The organism is Methylobacterium sp. JK268, assembly GCF_054052225.1.
Genome location: NZ_JBSVZN010000009.1, coordinates 68,593 through 86,132, shown reverse-complemented (window position 1 = coordinate 86,132; position 17,540 = coordinate 68,593). Strand labels below are relative to the sequence as shown.

Below are 17,540 nucleotides of genomic sequence, written 5' to 3'. Positions count from 1 at the left end.
GCGGGGAGAGGGCTGCGTCCCCCTTGTCGGGGGCGCAGCAAGCCCGAAGGGCGAGGGTGAGGGGGCGCTTCCGGACGTGGCTCCTCCGGGAGCGCCCCCTCACCGTCGGGCCGATCGCTTCGCGATCGGTGCGCCGCCTCGTCTCGCCCCCTGGCACGGCTTCGCCGCGGGGGGCTCGACCCTCTCCCCGCACGCGGGGAGAGGGCATGCGCGCGACCCGAAGTGTGAACCGGCAAGCCTTCGCGACGGAAGCCCGCGCGCCCCTCCGGAGGGCGCCATGACCGCTCCCGTGCGCGTGATGCTGGTCGAGGATTCCCTGGTCGTGCGCCAGCTCCTCGCCCACATCGTCAGCCGCGACCCGCGCCTCGCCCTGGTGGCCGCCGTCACCTCCGGGGAGGAGGCGCTGCGTGAGATCCACCGCGTCCAGCCGGACGTGATCTCGATGGACATCCGCCTGCCCGGAATCGACGGGCTGGAGACGACCCGGCGGATCATGGCCGAGCGGCCGACCCCGATCGTGGTCATCGCCGACGCGATCGAGGATTCCTCGCTCAAGATCTCCATGAACGCCCTGCGCGCCGGAGCGCTCAGCGTCGTCGAGAAGCCGGTCGGCACCGGGCACCGGGCCTACGCGGCGGTGGCGGACGAGATCTGCACGCAGCTGCGCATCATGAGCGAGGTGCCGGTGATCCGCCGCCGGCCCATCGGCGCCGAGCGCGAGCGCCCTCCCCTGCCCGATCCCGCGATCCGGGCCGAGACCGCCGGCACCCCGCCGAACCTCGTCGCCGTCGCCGCCTCCACGGGCGGGCCGCCCGCCTTCGCGCGGCTCCTCGGCGCCCTGCCGGCCGATTTCCCGGCCCCGATCCTCGTCGTCCAGCACATGGGCGCGGCTTTCATGGACGGCTTCGCCACCTGGCTGAACGGCGTCGTCCCGCTCACCGTCCTCCTGGCGCAGGAGGGCGCGCGGCCGCTGCCCGGCCACGTCTACGTCGCGCCCGGCGACCGCCACCTCGAACTCGGGCCCGGAGGGCTGCTCGCCCTCTCGGACGACCCGCCGGTCGGCGGCCAGCGTCCCTCCGCGACCGCCCTGTTCCGGTCGCTCGCCCGCCACGCCGGCCCCCGGGCGCTCGGCATCCTGCTCACCGGCATGGGCGAGGACGGGGCGGCGGGCCTCCTCGACATGCGCCGGGCGGGCGCCCTCACCATCGCCGAGCACGAGAGTTCCGCCGTCGTCTACGGCATGCCGGCCGCCGCCGTGCGCCTGCAGGCCGCGTCCGCGGTCCTGCCCCTCGACCTCGTTGCCCCGCGCCTGATGCGGGCGCTGCAGCCGGGGCCGTCGCGATGAGCGCTCCCGCCCCGATCACCCCCCCGGCCCCGGCCCGCATCCTCCTGGTGGAGGATTCGGAGACCCAGGCCCTGCAATTGCGGCTGCTCCTCGAAGGAAGCGGCTTCTCGGTGACGCGCTGCGCGACCGCGGAGGCCGCCCTCGACGCGCTGAACCAGGGCCTGCCCGACCTCGTCGTCGCCGACTATCACCTGCCGGGCATCAACGGCGACGAACTGACCCGCCAGATGCGCCTGTCGCTGCGCACCCGCGCCACGCCGGTGCTCATGCTCACCGAGGCGCAGGGACGCGACCTGGAGCGCCAGGGGCTGGAGAGCGGCGCCGACGCCTACGTGCCGAAATCCGCCGACCGGGACCTCCTCGTCCTGCGCATCCGGGCGCTGCTGCGCGAGCGCGGCGCGGCGGGTCCCCAGGACACGGCGCACGGGGCGTTCCGGCGGGCCCGGATCCTCGTCGTCGACCCGAGCGCGACCTACCGGACCTACCTGGCGGGGCTGTTCGGCCAGGAGGGTCACGCGGTGGTCGCGGCCGGGGGCGCCGAGGAGGCGCTCGCGGCGCTCGCCGTGCCCGACGCCGCCTTCGACTGCGTGACGGTCGACCTCCTGTCCGCCTCCTACGACGCGATCGAGCTGTGCCGGCGGATCGCCGCGCTGCGGGGGGAGCCGGCCGGGGCGCACGGCTTCTACCTCGTCGGGATCGGCAGCGCCGCGGCGGCCGGCAAGGACCTGCTGGTCCGCGCCTTCGCGGCGGGCGTCGACGACGTAGTGCCCAAGGGCGCCGAGGGAGAGGTGCTGGCGATCCGCGTCCGCACCCTGGTGCGCCGCAAGCTCCTGGACGAGGACAACCGCCGCGTCGCCGACGAGCTGCGCCAGCACGAGCGCGCGGTGGAGCGCGCCCAGGCCGAGGCCGCGGCGGCCGAGGCGCGGGCCGCCCTCGCCGGTGCTTTGGAACAGGCCAACCGCGACCTCGCGGACGCCAACCGCCAGTTGAAGGACGCCCAGGCCAAGCTGGTCCAGGCGGCCAAGATGGCCTCCCTCGGCGAATTGGTCGCCGGCATCGCCCACGAGATCAACAATCCGCTGGCCTTCATCCTCGCCCACCAGGGCACCGTCGAGCGGCTGATCGGCGAGGTGGCGGGGCACGTCGAGGCACTGCCGGAGCCGGCGCGGCGCGCCCTCGCCAAGGCCCGCGACCGGGTCGGGTCGATGCGGCTCGGCCTCGGGCGGATCCAGGATCTCGTCGTCAACCTCCGGAAGTTCTCGCGCCTCGACGAGGGCGAGATGCAGAGCGTCAACGTGCCGGACGCGATCGACACGGTGCTGGCTCTCCTCCAGCACAAGCTGGGCACGCGCATCACGGTCGAGCGCCGCTTCGCGGGCGAGCCCGAGATCCGCTGCACGCCCGCCCTGCTCAACCAGGTGGTGATGAACGTCATCGGCAACGCCGCGGACGCGATACCCGGGGAGGGCCGCATCACCGTCGCGACGGGGAGCGAGGACGGGTTCGACGTCATCCGGATCAGCGACACCGGCCCGGGCGTGCCCGAGGCGCTGCGGGAGCGGATCTTCGAGCCCTTCTTCACCACGAAGCCGGTCGGCTCCGGCACCGGATTGGGCCTCGCCATTGCGTACAGCGTTGTCCAGGCGCATAGCGGCACCATCTCGGTCGAAACGGCGCCCGGTGGCGGCGCGTGCTTCGTGATCAGCATTCCGCGGCGGACCACATGACCGCGGACGAAGCGAACCAGCGGTGGGGCATGGACAGGGATGCCGCGCGGGGCACGATCCTCGCGGTCGATGACGAACCGGACATCCTCGTCGCGCTCGAAGACCTGCTCGAGGACGAGTACCGGATCCTGACGGCGAGCCGGCCGTCCGACGCGCTCGCGCTGCTCGCCGCCGAGCCGGACGTCGCCGTGATCGTCTCCGACCAGCGGATGCCGGGCATGACCGGCGACGCCCTGCTGGCGCGCGCGCGCGCGATCAGCGACGCGCAGGCGATTCTGCTCACCGGCTACGCGGACCTCTCGGCGGTGACCTCGGCCCTCAACAGCGGCGGCATCACCGGCTACGTGACGAAGCCCTGGGACCCGGCCCTGCTGCGCAGTGCGGTGCGGGCCGCCTACGAGCGCCACCGGCTCGGCCGCGACCTCGCCACCGAACGCGCCCTCCTGCGGGGGCTCCTCGATCACGCGGGCGACGCCATCGCGTTCAAGGACGCGGCGGGCCGCTTCGTGCGCCTCAACGCCGCAAAGGCGGCGCGCCTGGGCACCGACGTGGCCTCCTGCCTCGGCCGGCCCGAGCGCGACTTCCTCGAGCCGGCGATCGCCGCCGAGGTCGAGGCGGCGGACCGCGAGGCGGCGGCGGGCCCGCAGCCCACCGAGACCACCGTTACCGGCGGCCCCGCCGCCGCCCCGACCTGGACCCAGGTGGTGCGGGTGCCGATCCGCGACGCGTCGGGCACTCTCGCGCATCTCGCGACGATCGAGCGGGACATCACCGAGCAGAAGCAGCTGGAGGCCCGCCTGCGGCAGGCCGACAAGATGCAGGCGCTCGGCACGCTCGCGGGCGGCGTGGCCCACGACTTCAACAACCTGCTCACCGCGATCATGGGCAGCCTGGAACTCGCCCTGCCGAAAGTGTCGGGCGACGCGCGCCTCACCCGGCTGATGACGAACGCCTCGCAGGCCGCGCAGCGCGGCGCCGCGCTGACGAAGCGCCTGCTGAGCTTCAGCCGCCAGCGCGAGTTGCAGGCCCGCGTGGTCGACCTCAACGGCGTGATCCGCGGCATGGACGACCTCCTCGGCCGCAGTCTCGGCGGCTTCGTGCAGGTCGACCACGATCTCGCGCCCGACCTCTGGCCGGCGCGGGTGGATCCCGAGCAGCTCGAACTCGCGATCCTCAATCTCTGCATCAACGGCCGCGACGCGATGCCGGATGGCGGTGTCGTGACCCTCGCCAGCCGCAACGTGTCGGTGCGCGAGAGCCCCGATCCGGACCTGCCGGACGGGGATTACGCGGTGGTCTCGATCACCGACACCGGCACCGGCATCCCGCCGGAGATCCTCAGCCGGGTGTTCGAGCCCTTCTTCACCACCAAGGCGCAGGGGCAGGGCACGGGCCTGGGCCTCGCCATGGTGTTCAGCCTGCTTCAGCAATCGGGCGGCACCATCCGCATCGACAGCGCGGTCGGGCGGGGCACGCGGGTCGACCTCTACCTGCCGCGCTCCCACGAGCCGGTCGAGACCCCGGAGGCCGGCGGGACCGGCGCGGTGCCCCTGCGGCGGCGCGCCCGCATCCTGGTGGTCGACGACGACCCGCAGGTGCGGCACGTGACGGCCTCGTTCCTCAGCGGCTTCGGCCACGACGCCGTCGAGGTGCCGGGGGCCGAGGCGGCGCTCGCGGAACTGGAGGCCGAGCCCTTCGACCTCGTCGTCGCCGACCTCGCGATGCCCGGCATGACCGGGCTCGACCTCGCCGAGGCGGTGCGCGACCGCTGGCCGGAGATGCCCTTCCTCATCGTCACCGGCCACGCGGAGGCGGCCCATATCCCGCACGCCTACGCGGTGCTGGAGAAGCCCTTCCCCTCGACGGAACTCGGGGCGCGGGTGGCGACGCTCTTGACCGCGGCGACTGATCGATCCTAGCTTACCGTCTATTAAAATAGTTGATTTCAGTGCCCCTCGACAGGGATGACAGTCGGCTGCCCTGGGGTCCTCACGCAGGACCGGTCGGATGAAGCCACGGCTCGACACCGCGTTTCCGGACAATCCGATGCAGAAGGGAAACAGCTGAGCTGTTGACCCACTCCGGGGAAGCGCCTAGCTGTATCGTTGCCAACGAACCATCAGTGATGCACCGTTCAGCCATCCTCCCCCTCTCGCGACGCGCCCAGATGATATCCGATGCGGCGCAGAACGATCCGGATCCTCGACCAGGCGCCATCCTGTGGCTGACCGGATTGTCGGGAGCGGGAAAGTCCACGCTCGCGGTGCGACTGCGGGACCGCCTCTCGGCCGCGGGGCGGCCGAGCGCGATCCTCGACGGGGACGTGCTGCGGACGGGGCTCAACCGCGACCTCGGCTTCTCGGACGCGGACCGCGTGGAGAACATGCGCCGGACCGCCGAGGTGGCCTTCCTGATGGCCGACGCGGGGCTCATCGTGATCGTGGCGCTGATCTCGCCCTTCCGGCGGGAACGGGCGGAGGCGCGGCGCCTCGCCCGCGGCCTGCCCTTCCACGAGATCCACGTCGAGGCCTCCCTGGCGACCTGCGAGAAGCGCGACCCGAAGGGCCTCTACCGGCGGGCACGGGCGGGCGAGATCCCCCGCCTCACCGGGATCGACTCCCCGTACGAGGCGCCGAGCGCCCCGGACCTGCGGGTCGAGACCGAGCGCCTCAGCCCCGACGAGGCGGTGGAGAGGATCCTGGCGCTGCTCGGCTGAGGGCCATGCCCCGCGGCTCTCAGGGCGCGCCCGACAGGCGCCGTGCCAGGAACTCGGCGGCTTCCCGATGGGCCGCCTCGGCCGGCGGGGTGTCCGCCTGCAGGAAGAACTCCGATCGGGCCGCCAGAAGATCGGCGACCGTCGCCCGCTTCTCCGCCGCCATGAGAGGGCCAGGACGGTCGTCGATGCCCAGACCGGCGATGGTGTGATCGAGGGTCAGGCGTCCCTCGGACACCGCGATGCCGATCAGCGCGCTGAGGAGGCTTTTGCGAACCGATCGGACGTTGGCCCTCGATGAGACATCGCCCCAGCGCGCGACGACGCGATCGTCGTGGACAACCATGAGGGCGGTCGGCCGCTGGCGGCGGCCATAGGCGTCGACGGCCTGAACGACGGGTTTCAGGAGTGCCTCCGGTGGGACATCCCTGCACGGTCCCAAGGGATTGGCCCACGCTATCCCGAGGAGCAGGAGGCACCACATGGCGGCCATCATCCCGCGCACCCGCCCCCCCCGCGTCAAGACACGGGAGTGATGACCCTCTCTTTTCGGCCGGAATGGGGCCGAGACGCAGCCCATACCCGTCGGTGGCTCCTCGTGCTGCGTCACCTCCTGCCAAAAACCCAGGGTGCTGACGCGCCGATTCGATTTCGGGCAGGCCCGAGATCGACGGGGCCGTTGACCATCTCGAATTTACGATCCCAGGCCAGAGGCTCGGCGACCATTCGAGAGCGGAACCCAGCCCACTCGGAGAGGGGTTCCCGGCGCCATGATCCTCGGAACGGTTTGCCCGAAATCCTCCAGCGACGGCGATGCCCTGCGAGCGCGTGCGATTCACATCTTCGCGGGATCGAACCAGACGCAGTTCTTCGCCACCAGCGCGAAATTGACCTCCGAGCTGGCCGGCTGCGGCAGCACCTGGCCGTCGAGCGCCACGGTCGTCTGATTCGAGGTGGTGCCGTCGCCGTAGGTCTGGGGCCGGGTCACGTAGCAGTACTGCTTCTCGGGCTTGCTCGCGTCGCCCGCCTTGAAGTTCCAGCCGGTGACGATCGAGCCGTCGAGATAGGGCACGGTCTTGAACACCGTGTAGCTGGTGCGGATCGCGGCACCGGACGAGACCTCGGACTTCCCCTGGTTGGACGTCATCGCGGCGACGTCGGGCTTGGCTTCCCGCGCCGGCAGGCCGCCCTCGATCTTCAGGGTGTTGTCGGTGAGCGTGACCTCGCCCTTCGTCTTGAGCGTCACGTCGCCGAGCGCCGTGGTCAGGGCCGCCGCGAGCTTGTCGGCGGCGCCCTGCACCTCGTGCATGCTGGCGTAGCCGTAGAAGGCCGCGCCCGCCCCGAGGCCGGCCAGCGCCGCGAAGGCGCCGAGGCCGAGCGCCCGGAACAGGAAGGCCCGCGCCGCCAGGGCCCGGGCCTCCGCGCGCAGGCGGCCGTTCACGTGCTGAGCGAGGACGACGTTCTCGGGGCTGCCGGGCGCCAGATAGGTCACGATCTCGGCCTCTCGATGCGGTCGTCATCCCGGGTCGGGCCCGGCATCCCCTGCGGCCGGCGCTGGTCGAGGGGGATCGCCGCGCCCGAGGCGATCGCCTCGCGCACCGCGCGCTGGGCGTCGTTGATCTGGCCCGCGCTCTCGGCGAGCTGGTTGAGGAGGAGCGGCACCGCCTCCTCGTTGAGCCCGGCGCCGAGATCGTCCTCGTCCTGGTAGGTCCGCCGCACCTGCACGGCGCAGAGGGCGAGCAGCGTGGAGGCGAAGGCCGCGCAGACCGCGGGCGCGAAGACGAAGATCCGCAGGAAGGCGTGGACCTGCTGGTCGGAGACCTCGATCGGGTCGATGCCGTAGACCATCGCCGTGAAGGAGTGGAGCTGCGAGCGCCGCACCGCGTCCCGGTAGGCCACCTCGGCCTCGGTCACGCGCCGGTCCGCCGCGCCGCGGTCCAGCGCGGCGCGGGCCGTGCGGGCCTCCGCGAGGTTGCGGGCATTGACCGCCCGCTCGTCGCCCGCGCTCTTCAGGCTGCCGGCGATCGTGGCGGTGCGCGGGTCGGTGACGCAGCGCAGGTAGTTGTAGTGCTTGCCGCGGCTGTTGGTGCCCGAGAGCCGCTCGCAGCGCTGGCCCGGGAGGCCGGCGAGCTGGGCGGCGTTCTCGCTCGCCCGCTTCTCCAGGGCCTGCGCCTCGGCCGTGTACTGGGCGACACGGGCATCGGCCTGGGCGATCCGCGTGTCGAGGCTGGCGCGGTCCGCCTGCGCCTCGCTCAGCACGGAGCGCGTCTTCGAGGCCTCGGCGAGGCGGGGATGGAACATCATCTCGCCGAGCTGGGACACCGACTTCGTGGTCACGCCCGCCGCCATGAGGATGCCGATCACCGCCAGGCCCTTGATCAGCCCGTCGCGCTGGACGCGGATCAGGATGCCGAGCGGCACGCGGCAGAGCTCGATCGCCGCGTAGACGATCGGCGCGAGCAGCATGAACCAGAAGCTCTGGTCGCTGCGGTCGGCGTAGGTCTCGGCGAAGAACCACGCGCCCGCGAGCGAGGTGCAGATCACCAGCGCCTCGACCAGGTAGGCGATGCCCACGTAGCCCCAGCGGATGCGGTAGCCCTTCTCGACCGCACGCCTCTGCTTCCAGGCGGCCGTCTCGTCGCTCCAGGCCCGCCGCTCGCGCGCGACGATCCGGTCCGGGGGCGTTCTCAGCAGCATCGAGCGTCCTCGCGCGGGCGCCGGGGCGGCCGCGTCAACGGTATCTCAACCCAAGCCTGCAATGCTAATGCGCCGAAATTTGGCCGTGCGCGACCTCCGGTACGCGCGCTCTTCGGTCGCAATGTGCCGTTGCGCACCGGTTTCGCGCCGCGACGCGGCGGAACGGTCTCCCTGCCGTATGATGCCGGCGGGAATCGGCGCTCGCCGCGCCGATGCCGGTGAGATCCAGCGAGGGCCCCGCATGTCGGACGACCGCTACCACAAGGACCGCCTCGGCAATCGCCGCCTCCACCCCGAGACGCTGATGCTCGGCTACGGCTACGACCCGGCCCTGTCGGAGGGCGCGGTGAAGCCACCGGTGTTCCTGACCTCGACCTTCGTCTTCACGTCGGCCGAGCACGGCAAGGCCTTCTTCGACTACGTGTCGGGACGGCGCGAGCCGCCCAAGGGCGAGGCGGCCGGCCTCGTCTACTCGCGCTTCAACCACCCCAACAGCGAGATCGTGGAGGACCGCCTCGCGGTGTTCGAGGAGGCGGAGAGCGCGCTCCTGTTCTCGTCGGGCATGGCGGCGATCGCCACCACGATCCTCGCCTCCGCGCGGCCGGGCGACGCGATCCTGCATTCCCAGCCCCTCTACGGCGGCACCGAGACGCTGATCGCCAAGACGCTGTCGGGCTTCGGGATCGCGGCCTTCGGGTTCCAGAACGGCACCGACCCGGCCTCGGTGCGGGAGGCCGCCGCGGCGGCGCGGGCGGCGGGCCGCGTCAGCGTGGTGATGGTCGAGACGCCCTCCAATCCCCTCAACACCCTCGTCGACCTCGCGCTGGTGCGGACGGTCGCGGACGAGATCGGAGCCGCCCAGGGCGGGGAGCCACCGGTCGTGATCTGCGACAACACCCTGCTCGGCCCGCTCTTCCAGCACCCCTTGCGCCATGGGGCCGACATCTCGGTCTACTCGCTCACCAAGTACGTGGGCGGCCATTCCGACCTGATCGCCGGAGCGGCGCTCGGATCGACGGCGCGGATGCGGCCGGTGCGGCTCCTGCGCTCGGCCATCGGCACGCAGCTCGACCCGCATTCCTGCTGGATGCTGGGGCGCTCGTTGGAAACGCTGTCGCTGCGCATGAGCGCGGCCAACCGCAACGGCGAGGCGGTGGCGGCCATGCTGCGGGCGCACCCGCGGGTGACGCGCCTCCACCACCTCGCCGATCTGCCGCCGGGCTCGCCCGCGGCGGCGGTCTACGACAGGCAATGCGCGGCCCCCGGCTCGACCTTCTCGTTCGACGTCGCGGGAGGCGAGGCGGAGGCCTTCCGGGTGCTGAACGCGCTCCAGCTGTTCAAGCTGGCGGTGAGCCTCGGCGGCACCGAATCGCTCGCGAGCCACCCGGCCTCGACCACCCATTCGGGCGTGCCCAAGGCCGTGCGCGACCGGCTCGGCGTCACCGATGCCACGATCCGGGTCTCGATCGGCATCGAGCATCCGGACGACCTGATCGCGGACCTGGAGGCGGCGCTGGCGACGCTGGATTAGCGTCGCACCGTCGGACGACGCGCGCGCCTCGTCCCGAAGGGGTCTGGCATCGGCCGGGTCGCTACGACCCCGGCCGGCCCGCCGCCGCCCGCAGGCCGCGAGAGAGCTGCCAGCGCAGCTCCTCCATCATCGCCCGCGCCCGCCCGATCAGAGTCCTGTCCGCGGCCTCGTCGGCGGCATCGATCTCGTCGAGGCGGTCGAACGCCTCCGCGCGCGCCAGGAGTTCGGCCGCGACCGCGCGCGGGTCCCGCACCTGCCAGCCGAAATGGAAGGCCTCGGCCGTCCCGTAGCGGGTCCCGAGCGGGAAGTAGTAGCGTCCCGCCGTGCCGGTGACCGCGTCGAGCAGCGCGAAATTGGCGTGGAGCTTCCAGGTCCAGTTGAGGCCGAGCACGCGCCGGCCCGGGCAGGCGAAGACGGTGGTGTGGAAGGCCGAGCCGGTCGAGCCGAGCACGATCCGCCGGGTCGACAGGAGCCGGACCTGCTCGACGAAGGGCAGGGTCTCGGGCGCGACGATCTCGACCCCGCGCCGATCGAGTTCCTCGACGATCCCCGCCTCGTTGGCGATGCGGGCGATGCCAGAGGGCAGGCGCGTCTTCGTCAGGTAGACGGGCCGCTCGGCCTGCGCGTCGCCCCAGAAGGGACGCCCGACCTCCCGGCAGAGCGCCCCGTAGATGCCGTGCACGAAGGCCCGCTCCCGGAAGGCGGGATCCGGCAGCACGAGGCGGGGCAGCCGCACGGGCCGGTCGAAATGCAGCACCTCGCCCGGCCCGAAGCCGAGGCGTTCCAGGATCACGCCGACGTAATCGGCCCCCGCGGGCGCCGACGGCGCCAGGGTGACGAGGCGCGGCCGCTCGCCCTGCCAGCCGACGAGCGGCCAGAGATGCGCGAGCGTGTCGGTGATGAAGTGACCGTAATGAGGCGCCAGCGCCGGGACGAACAGGTAGGTGCCCTCGGGCGCCGCCTCGACGTCGGAGGGCCCGTCGGGCGGGGCCTCCCCCGCGGCGTCGATCCGCCGTCCCGCCGCGAACAGGCCGTGCGGCGCCGTCCCGCCGGCCGGACGATAGAGCACGTCCTCCAGGACCCGCACGGCCGGCAGCGCCTCGTGCAGGGTGCATGTCCCCCAAAGGTCGCGGCAGCGCCGCAGCCTGTGTCCCGTGAAACCCGTCATCCCCGCGTCATTCGCACAGTTTCGGGGCCGGCGCGAACCGCTCGAATCGTTGCCCCACCGTCCGTTTCCGCTTGCCCCAGCGGCCCGCCTCCCCAAGATGGGCCACCCCCGCAACCCTTCGCGCGAGATTCGCCGCCCCGATGACCGATCCAGTCGTCGCCGGCTCCTCCTACAAGGAAGCCATCCTGTTCCTGGTCACGGCGGGCCTGGTGGTTCCGGTGTTCCACCGCCTGCGCATCAGCCCGGTGCTCGGCTTCATTGGCGCGGGCGTGCTGCTCGGCCCCTCGGGGCTGGGGCGCCTCACCCCGAGCGCCCCCTGGCTCGCGAACGTGACGATCGGCAACCGCGCCGAGTTCTCCCACCTCGCGGAGCTCGGCGTGATCTTCCTGATGTTCATGATCGGGGTGGAACTGTCCTGGGAGCGCCTGCGGATCCTGCGGCGGCTGGTCTTCGGTCTCGGCTCGCTGCAGGTCGGGGTGTCGAGCCTCGTGCTCGGCGGCCTGCTGCTGGCGCTGGGCATCCCGCCCACCGCTGCGGCCCTGGTCGGGCTCGCGCTCGCGCTCTCCTCGACCGCCATCGTGCTGCCGGTCCTTGCCGAGCAGAAGCGGCTCAACACGCCGCCGGGCCGGGCGAGCTTCGCGGTGCTGCTGTTCCAGGACCTCGCGGTGGCGCCCGTGCTCTTCGCCATCGCGGTGCTCGGCCGCAAGGACGGCGACGCGCTCTCGGGCCTCGCCCTGGCGCTCGGCCAGGCCGCGGTGGCGATCGCGCTGATCGTCGGGGTCGGGCGCCTCGGCCTGCGGCCGCTGTTCCAGCTCGTCGCCCGCACCCGCAGCCCCGAATTGTTCATGGCGGCCTGCCTCCTGGTCATCGTGGCGACGGCCCTGGTCGCGGCGGCGAGCGGGCTCTCGACCACGCTCGGCGCCTTCGTGGCCGGGCTGCTGCTGGCCGAGACCGAGTACCGCCGCGCCATCGAGGCGACCATCGACCCGTTCAAGGGCCTGCTGCTGGGGGTGTTCTTCGTCTCGGTCGGCATGAACCTCGATCCGGCCGAGCTCCTGCACGCGCCCGTCGCGATCCTCGGGCTGTCGCTGGCGTTGATCCTGCTCAAGGCGGCGGTGATCCTGGCGGTGGCGCGGTCCCTGCGCCTCTCCCGCGCCGTGGCGGTCGAGACGGCGCTGCTCCTGTCGGCGGGGGGCGAGTTCGCCTTCGTGCTGATCGGCAGCGCGCTCGGCGCCGGGCTCGTTCCCGAGGGGCTGGGACAGGCGGCGCTGATCGTCACCACGGTGACCATGGTGATGATCCCGCTCCTGGCGTCGCTCGCCCGGCGGCTGGGCGGGCGCTTCGCCGGCCGGGCGCTCGCCTCCGCGGCCGCCGAGCCGCCGCCCGAGACACAGCAGGGGCGGGTGATCGTGGCGGGCTACGGCCGGGTCGGGCGGCTCGTCGGGGAGATGCTGGCCCGCCACAAGGTGCCCTACCTCGCCCTCGACATGGACGCGGCCCGCGTCACCGAGCAGCGCCGCCTCGGCAATCCGGTCTTCTTCGGCGATTCGGCCAATCCGGAGATGCTGCGCCGCTGCGGCATCGCGACCGCCCGCGCCCTCGTGGTGACCCTCGACGCGCCGCGCTCCATCGAGGCGGTGGTGGCGGCGGCCCGCACCGAGCGCCCGGATCTCACCATCGTGGCCCGCGCCCGGGACGCCCGGCATGCCACCGCGCTCTACGAGATGGGCGTCGACGACGCGGTGCCGGAGACGATCGAGGCCTCGCTGCAATTGTCGGAGGCGGTGCTGGTCGATGTCGGGGTGCCGATGGGCCTCGTCATCGCCTCGATCCACGAGCGCCGCGACGAGTTCCGCGCCCTCCTGCGCCGCAAGGAGGCGCCGGCCCCGGAATTTCAGGCCCGGCGCACGGTCGGCAAGGCGCGCTGACGGGCCGCGATGACGCGCTTCTCTCCCCAGCAGGAGGCGGCCCTGCAGGCGGTCTCGGCCTGGCTCAAGGCCGGGGAGCCGCAGGTCTTCCGCCTGTTCGGCTTCGCCGGCACCGGCAAGACCACGCTGGCGCGCCGCGTCGCCGAGGACGTGGAGGGCGGGGTGCTGTTCGCCGCCTACACGGGCAAGGCCGCCTCGGTGATGCGCCAGCGCGGCTGCCACGACGCCGCGACGATCCACAGCCTCATCTACCGCGCCCGCGAGGACAAGGAGGGCGGCCCGGCCTTCACCCTCAACCGGACCGGGCCGGTCTCGAAGACCGCGCTCATCGTCATCGACGAGTGCTCGATGGTGGACGGCGACCTCGGCAACGACCTCCTGTCCTTCGGCAAGCCGGTCCTGGTGCTGGGCGACCCGGCGCAGCTGCCGCCGGTGAAGGGCGGCGGCTTCTTCACCGAGGCCGAGCCCGACGTGATGCTGACCGAGATCCACCGCCAGGCCGCCGACGACCCGATCATCCGCCTCGCCATGGCGGTGCGAAAGGGCGGGCGGCTGGAGACCGGCCGCTACGGGGCGAGCGCGGTGGTGAACCGGCGCGGCATCACCCCGGAGGCCGTGCTCGCCGCCGACCAGGTGCTGGTCGGGCTCAACCGCACCCGGCGGCTCTACAACGGCCGCATCCGCGAATTGATGGGCCAGACCGACCCGATGCCGGCGGTGGGCGAGAAGCTGGTCTGCCTGCGCAACGACCGCACCAAGGGGCTCCTCAACGGCTCGACCTGGACCGTGCAGGCCTTGCGCGCCGCGCCCCGCCCCGACCTCGTGCGCCTCGACGTGGTGCCGGAGGACGACCCGGCCCTGCGCCGCCGGCCGCAGGACATCCGGGTGCTCCGGGCGGTGATCGAGGGCAGCGACGAGCCGATCCCGGCGATCCTGCGGCGCGAGAGCGACGAGTTCACCTACGGCTACGCGCTCACCGTGCACAAGGCCCAGGGGTCGCAATGGGACCGGGTGGTGCTGTTCGACGAATCCTTCGCCTTCCGCGAGCACGCGCGGCGCTGGCTCTATACCGGGCTGACCCGGGCCGCGCAGGCGATCACCGTGGTGGTGTAGGGCGTGGCCCGACGAAGGGACCAGACGCGAGCGGAGCCGCGCGGTGGCGTCCGGCGCTCGGCCATCGGGGTGGCCGCGTGATCTCGCCCGCGCGCGTCGCGCAGGTCGGGGGCCGGGTGCGGGTTTCCCGCCTCATCGCGGCCGACGCGCGCTCACGGTCCCGCGGGCCTGCGCGTGGTCGGGGCCGAACCGGTCCTCGCATCGGTGGAAACGGCTCCCGCGGGAGCGGGCCGGCCGGTGCTCAGACCGTTCAAGTCCTGGACCAGACACTCGATCATGGCCTTGCGCCGGCTCTGGCCGATGAGCAGCCGGATCGCCGCCGGGGCCTCCCAGAACACCGTCACCTCCGTCTCGGTCAGGACGGCCCACAGCGTGACGGCGGCGGCGCGAACCTCCAGGACGCGATCGGACCGCCACGTCGCCTCGGGGCGCCCCGGAACGAGGAACCGGGCCAGACGCTCGCTCCACAGGGCCAGGTGGTCGCCGAGCTTGGCATCGATGAGCGCGCGCCGGTCGCAGCCCGGCGGCCAGGACACGGGCAAGCGGCACAGGAGCTCTCGGCTCACGTCGCCCCCCCGGCGAGGCGCCGCGCCGTCCGGGCCCTGCGCCCTTCGAGTCCCACCCAGAGGCACGCCGTTGCCGCGCTCCCGGCGAGAACAACCCCGAGCGTCGAGAGCCCGGCATAGACGGCGCCGACGATCAGGACCGTGTTGAGCGCGATCGTCGCCGACTTGACCGACACCTCCTCCCCCTCCGTCGAGCGGACGAGGGCGATGATCTCGCAGACCTGCTCCAGGCTCGGCTCGGACAAGGCGATCGGCGCGTCGGTCTCGGCGAGGAACGCCGCGCCGACCGCGATCGGGACGTCGGACTGGGCGTGCGGATCCGCACCATGCACCGGCCGCAGGTGGATGACCCGGTGACCGAGGAAACGCTGCTGCGTGAGGTAGCTGGCCGGCGTGTGGACCGCGCTGCGGACGAAGTGGCGCGTCGCGCCGAGCTCAACCGCGAGAGCGTCCGGGCCGTCTTGGGTACCCGGCCGGAACAGGACCGTCTCGCGGATCCCGAGTTCGGCCATCCTGCGGCCGAATTCCCCCGGCGCGAGCCCCGCTCCATCCCAGCGGACGCCGTCGTCGAGCAGGATCTCGTCGGCCTCCCGGATCTCCAGGAGCGCCCTGAAATCGCGAACGACGATCCCCCGCGCGGCGAGCCGCAGGGCGATCTCGGCCGCGGCGACGCGGCGATGCACGAGGACGGAGCTGAAGAAATCCGGCCGCAGCACCGCCTGGGCGAGCGGCGTCCCCCCGCTGAACAGGGCCGACGCGCCGACGCACAGCATGAGGGGCGTCGTCGAGTCCGCGAAGGCCGTGGCCGCCCGCGAGCGCGGCGCCTCGGCGAAGATCCTCGCCGCCGCGTCGGCGGCGCCGCGCAGCATCCGCCGCTCGGCGCCGGCCGCCTGCGCGAGGCGCTCGAAGACCTGCGCCTCGGCGCGCTGGAGGGTGCGGCGCGTGAGGAGGTCCCAGGCCCGGAAGAGCCACAGCATCAGGGCGGCGGGCAGGTGGTCGCCGTTCACGAGCGCCAGCACCGAGAGCACCGTCAGCACGCTCGTCACGTCGGACCGGCGCTGCCGGAGCTGGCGCCACGCCTGCCGCGCGGCCGGCCAGGACGCCGCGATCAGCGTCGCGGCGCTCACCGGGAGCAGCGGCGGGACCAGCGCCGCCCCGATCGCGGCGGCGAGGTTGAGGTTGAGCAGGAGCGCCCCGCCTTCGGGATTCGTGAGCGGGGCCGGCGACCGGCGGCGCAGGACCGCCTCCACCGATTCCGCCTCCACGACGAGGCGCGGGAGGCTCTGCGGGTCGGCCGGGTCGCAGCGGATGTCGAGGAAGCCGCGAGCGACGGAGGCCCCGTCGATCGCGGTCACCACGCCCCTGCGATCGAGGAAACCGGCGACGATGGCGAGCGCCGCCGGGTCCCGCAGCACCGCGTGGGACAGCCGCACCCGATCCCCGCCGAGGGACCGCAGGCGCCACGTCGACAGGAGCCGCCCGGAGCGCCAGAGGGTGACCGGCTCCTCCCAGACCCGCTCGGAGACGTGGCGGACGAAAGCCGAGCTGCCGAACCCCTCCCGCGTGCCCACGTCGCGCATGATGCGGGCGAGCGCGCGGAGCCGATCCCCCGCCGCACCGGGCGCCCCGAACCGCATCTCGATCGTCGCCGCGCCGAGGTCGAAGCGCAGGAACTCCAACCGGTCGAGCCGCATGCAGCGATGCAGGAAATCCGACAGAGCCGGCTCCCGTCCGAGCCGGCCCGTCACCGGTCCGGACAGGATGACGCTCAGCCCCGCGAGCCGCACCGTGAGGCCGGGGGCGGCCGCGGCGGTCGCGGAGAGGGAGGGCCGGTGCGCGATCAGGCTGGGCATGTCAGATGAAGGCCACGATCAGGGCGGCGACGCCGAGGAACTTCATGCTCTGGTTCTCGTCGATGGTGATCAGACCCATGGTCGAGTCGAGCAGGAAGGAGATCTCCGCCGCGAGCTGGCCGTTGTAGTCGCGCAGGGAGGCGATATCGGTCTCGATGCTCTGGAGCTTGGCGATCGTATCTTGGCCGGCCCAAAACTTCCCGTTCGAGATGATGAACGGGATGATCGTCGACAGCGTGACCGCCGATTCGCGCAGGTTGGCGACGAGCGCGTTGCGCCTGCCGAGACGCTGCACGATCGACTTGAGATCCCGGAAGCTCGTCCGCCGGCGCAGGCCGGTTGCCCGACCGATCCGCGCGCGGCCCGTGTCGCCGTCGGCGAAGATCTCGGTCGTCAGCGCGTTGAGGTCCTGTTCGACCAGGCGCAGCGTGCTCGCGAGCTGCCCGATGATCGTGTCGAGGAGGTCGACCAGCATGTCGGCCGAGGTCGAGACCCGCGGCAACCCGCTGCGGCGCCGGGGCTCCGTGTAGGTCCGGAAGGCGTGGAAATCGCCGAGCCGCATGCTGATCAGCCGCTCGTGATCCACGATCAGGCCGACCGGCAGGTTGACCGGGACGTCGGCCTCGAAGGACGGCAGCCAGCAGATGAGGTTGAGATCGTCCTCCTCGACGAAGATGCGGCTCGACTCCTCGATCTCCTGGAGCTCCTCGGCGCTGAACAACTCCACGCGCAGGGCCGCGGTGACGAGGGCGCATTCCTCGGGCGTCGGCGACAGGAGGTCCACCCAGAGGGCGTTCACGAGCCGCGCGTGCCGCTCCTCCACCGGGACGCGGTCGAGGGGGTTCAGGCAGGTCTCGCCGCGGGCGAAGGTCAGGATCACGGCGCGTCGTTCCTCCGTC

Annotated in this window: 14 protein-coding genes; 7 read left to right on the top strand and 7 right to left on the bottom strand. The window is 72.7% G+C overall.

The features are described 5' to 3' along the window. Positions 1-277 precede the first annotated feature (277 nt). The 4 genes from cheB (at position 278) to cysC (ending at position 5,788) form a co-directional block, all read left to right on the top strand. Positions 278-1,345, top strand: coding sequence for a chemotaxis-specific protein-glutamate methyltransferase CheB (gene cheB / locus ACW9J6_RS11525; RefSeq protein WP_457116615.1), 1,068 nt, complete (start codon positions 278-280; stop codon positions 1,343-1,345). Then, positions 1,342-3,072: a response regulator gene (locus ACW9J6_RS11520; RefSeq protein ID WP_457116614.1), complete on the top strand. Its 1,731-nt coding sequence runs from the start codon at positions 1,342-1,344 to the stop codon at positions 3,070-3,072. The genes cheB and ACW9J6_RS11520 overlap by 4 nt, the downstream gene beginning before the upstream one ends. Then, positions 3,069-4,991: a response regulator gene (locus ACW9J6_RS11515; protein WP_457116613.1), complete on the top strand. Its 1,923-nt coding sequence runs from the start codon at positions 3,069-3,071 to the stop codon at positions 4,989-4,991. The genes ACW9J6_RS11520 and ACW9J6_RS11515 overlap by 4 nt, the downstream gene beginning before the upstream one ends. Positions 4,992-5,239: 248 nt before the next feature. Next, the gene (gene cysC / locus ACW9J6_RS11510) at positions 5,240-5,788 is read left to right on the top strand and encodes an adenylyl-sulfate kinase (protein WP_457116612.1); all 549 of its coding nucleotides are present in this window, start codon (positions 5,240-5,242) and stop codon (positions 5,786-5,788) included. A gap of 19 nt (positions 5,789-5,807) precedes the next feature. Here the strand turns inward: cysC and ACW9J6_RS11505 are convergent, their stop codons facing one another. The 3 genes from ACW9J6_RS11505 to ACW9J6_RS11495 all read right to left on the bottom strand — a co-directional run bounded on the left by ACW9J6_RS11505 (position 5,808) and on the right by ACW9J6_RS11495 (position 8,482). Next, positions 5,808-6,281, bottom strand: a complete 474-nt coding sequence (locus ACW9J6_RS11505; RefSeq protein ID WP_457116611.1) for a serine hydrolase — start codon at positions 6,279-6,281, stop codon at positions 5,808-5,810. Between the two features lie 339 nt (positions 6,282-6,620). Then, positions 6,621-7,277 carry a hypothetical protein gene (locus ACW9J6_RS11500; RefSeq protein WP_457116610.1) on the bottom strand — a complete coding sequence of 219 codons (657 nt, stop codon included), beginning with the start codon at positions 7,275-7,277 and terminating at the stop codon, positions 6,621-6,623. Beyond that, positions 7,274-8,482, bottom strand: a complete 1,209-nt coding sequence (locus tag ACW9J6_RS11495) for an ATPase (RefSeq protein ID WP_457116609.1) — start codon at positions 8,480-8,482, stop codon at positions 7,274-7,276. The genes ACW9J6_RS11500 and ACW9J6_RS11495 overlap by 4 nt, the downstream gene beginning before the upstream one ends. A gap of 241 nt (positions 8,483-8,723) precedes the next feature. Between ACW9J6_RS11495 and ACW9J6_RS11490 the strand changes: the two genes are divergently transcribed. Further along, positions 8,724-10,013 (top strand): cystathionine gamma-synthase family protein, encoded by a 1,290-nt coding sequence (locus tag ACW9J6_RS11490; protein WP_457116608.1) that lies wholly within the window; start codon positions 8,724-8,726, stop codon positions 10,011-10,013. A 61-nt stretch (positions 10,014-10,074) separates the two neighbouring features. Here ACW9J6_RS11490 and ACW9J6_RS11485 read toward each other — a convergent pair whose 3' ends face one another. Continuing rightward, complete coding sequence (locus tag ACW9J6_RS11485; RefSeq protein WP_457116607.1) at positions 10,075-11,181, bottom strand: glycosyltransferase family 61 protein; 1,107 nt, start codon at positions 11,179-11,181, stop codon at positions 10,075-10,077. A gap of 140 nt (positions 11,182-11,321) precedes the next feature. Between ACW9J6_RS11485 and ACW9J6_RS11480 the strand changes: the two genes are divergently transcribed. Together ACW9J6_RS11480 and ACW9J6_RS11475 are read left to right on the top strand one after the other, a co-directional pair. After that, positions 11,322-13,109 carry a cation:proton antiporter domain-containing protein gene (locus ACW9J6_RS11480; RefSeq protein ID WP_457116606.1) on the top strand — a complete coding sequence of 596 codons (1,788 nt, stop codon included), beginning with the start codon at positions 11,322-11,324 and terminating at the stop codon, positions 13,107-13,109. A gap of 9 nt (positions 13,110-13,118) precedes the next feature. After that, a complete protein-coding gene (locus ACW9J6_RS11475; RefSeq protein WP_457116605.1) occupies positions 13,119-14,222 on the top strand; it encodes an ATP-dependent DNA helicase in 1,104 nt (367 codons plus the stop codon). Positions 14,223-14,374: 152 nt separating this feature from the next. Here ACW9J6_RS11475 and ACW9J6_RS11470 read toward each other — a convergent pair whose 3' ends face one another. The 3 genes from ACW9J6_RS11470 to ACW9J6_RS11460 are packed head-to-tail and all read right to left on the bottom strand — an operon-like array spanning position 14,375 to position 17,521. Then, positions 14,375-14,788, bottom strand: a complete 414-nt coding sequence (locus ACW9J6_RS11470; protein ID WP_457116604.1) for a hypothetical protein — start codon at positions 14,786-14,788, stop codon at positions 14,375-14,377. After that, a complete protein-coding gene (locus ACW9J6_RS11465) occupies positions 14,785-16,641 on the bottom strand; it encodes a hypothetical protein (protein WP_457116603.1) in 1,857 nt (618 codons plus the stop codon). Before ACW9J6_RS11465 ends, ACW9J6_RS11470 begins: the two co-directional genes overlap by 4 nt. 1 nt (position 16,642) lies before the next feature. After that, on the bottom strand, positions 16,643-17,521 hold the full coding sequence (locus ACW9J6_RS11460) for a CorA family divalent cation transporter (protein WP_457116602.1): 879 nt from the start codon (positions 17,519-17,521) through the stop codon (positions 16,643-16,645). Positions 17,522-17,540 lie beyond the last annotated feature (19 nt).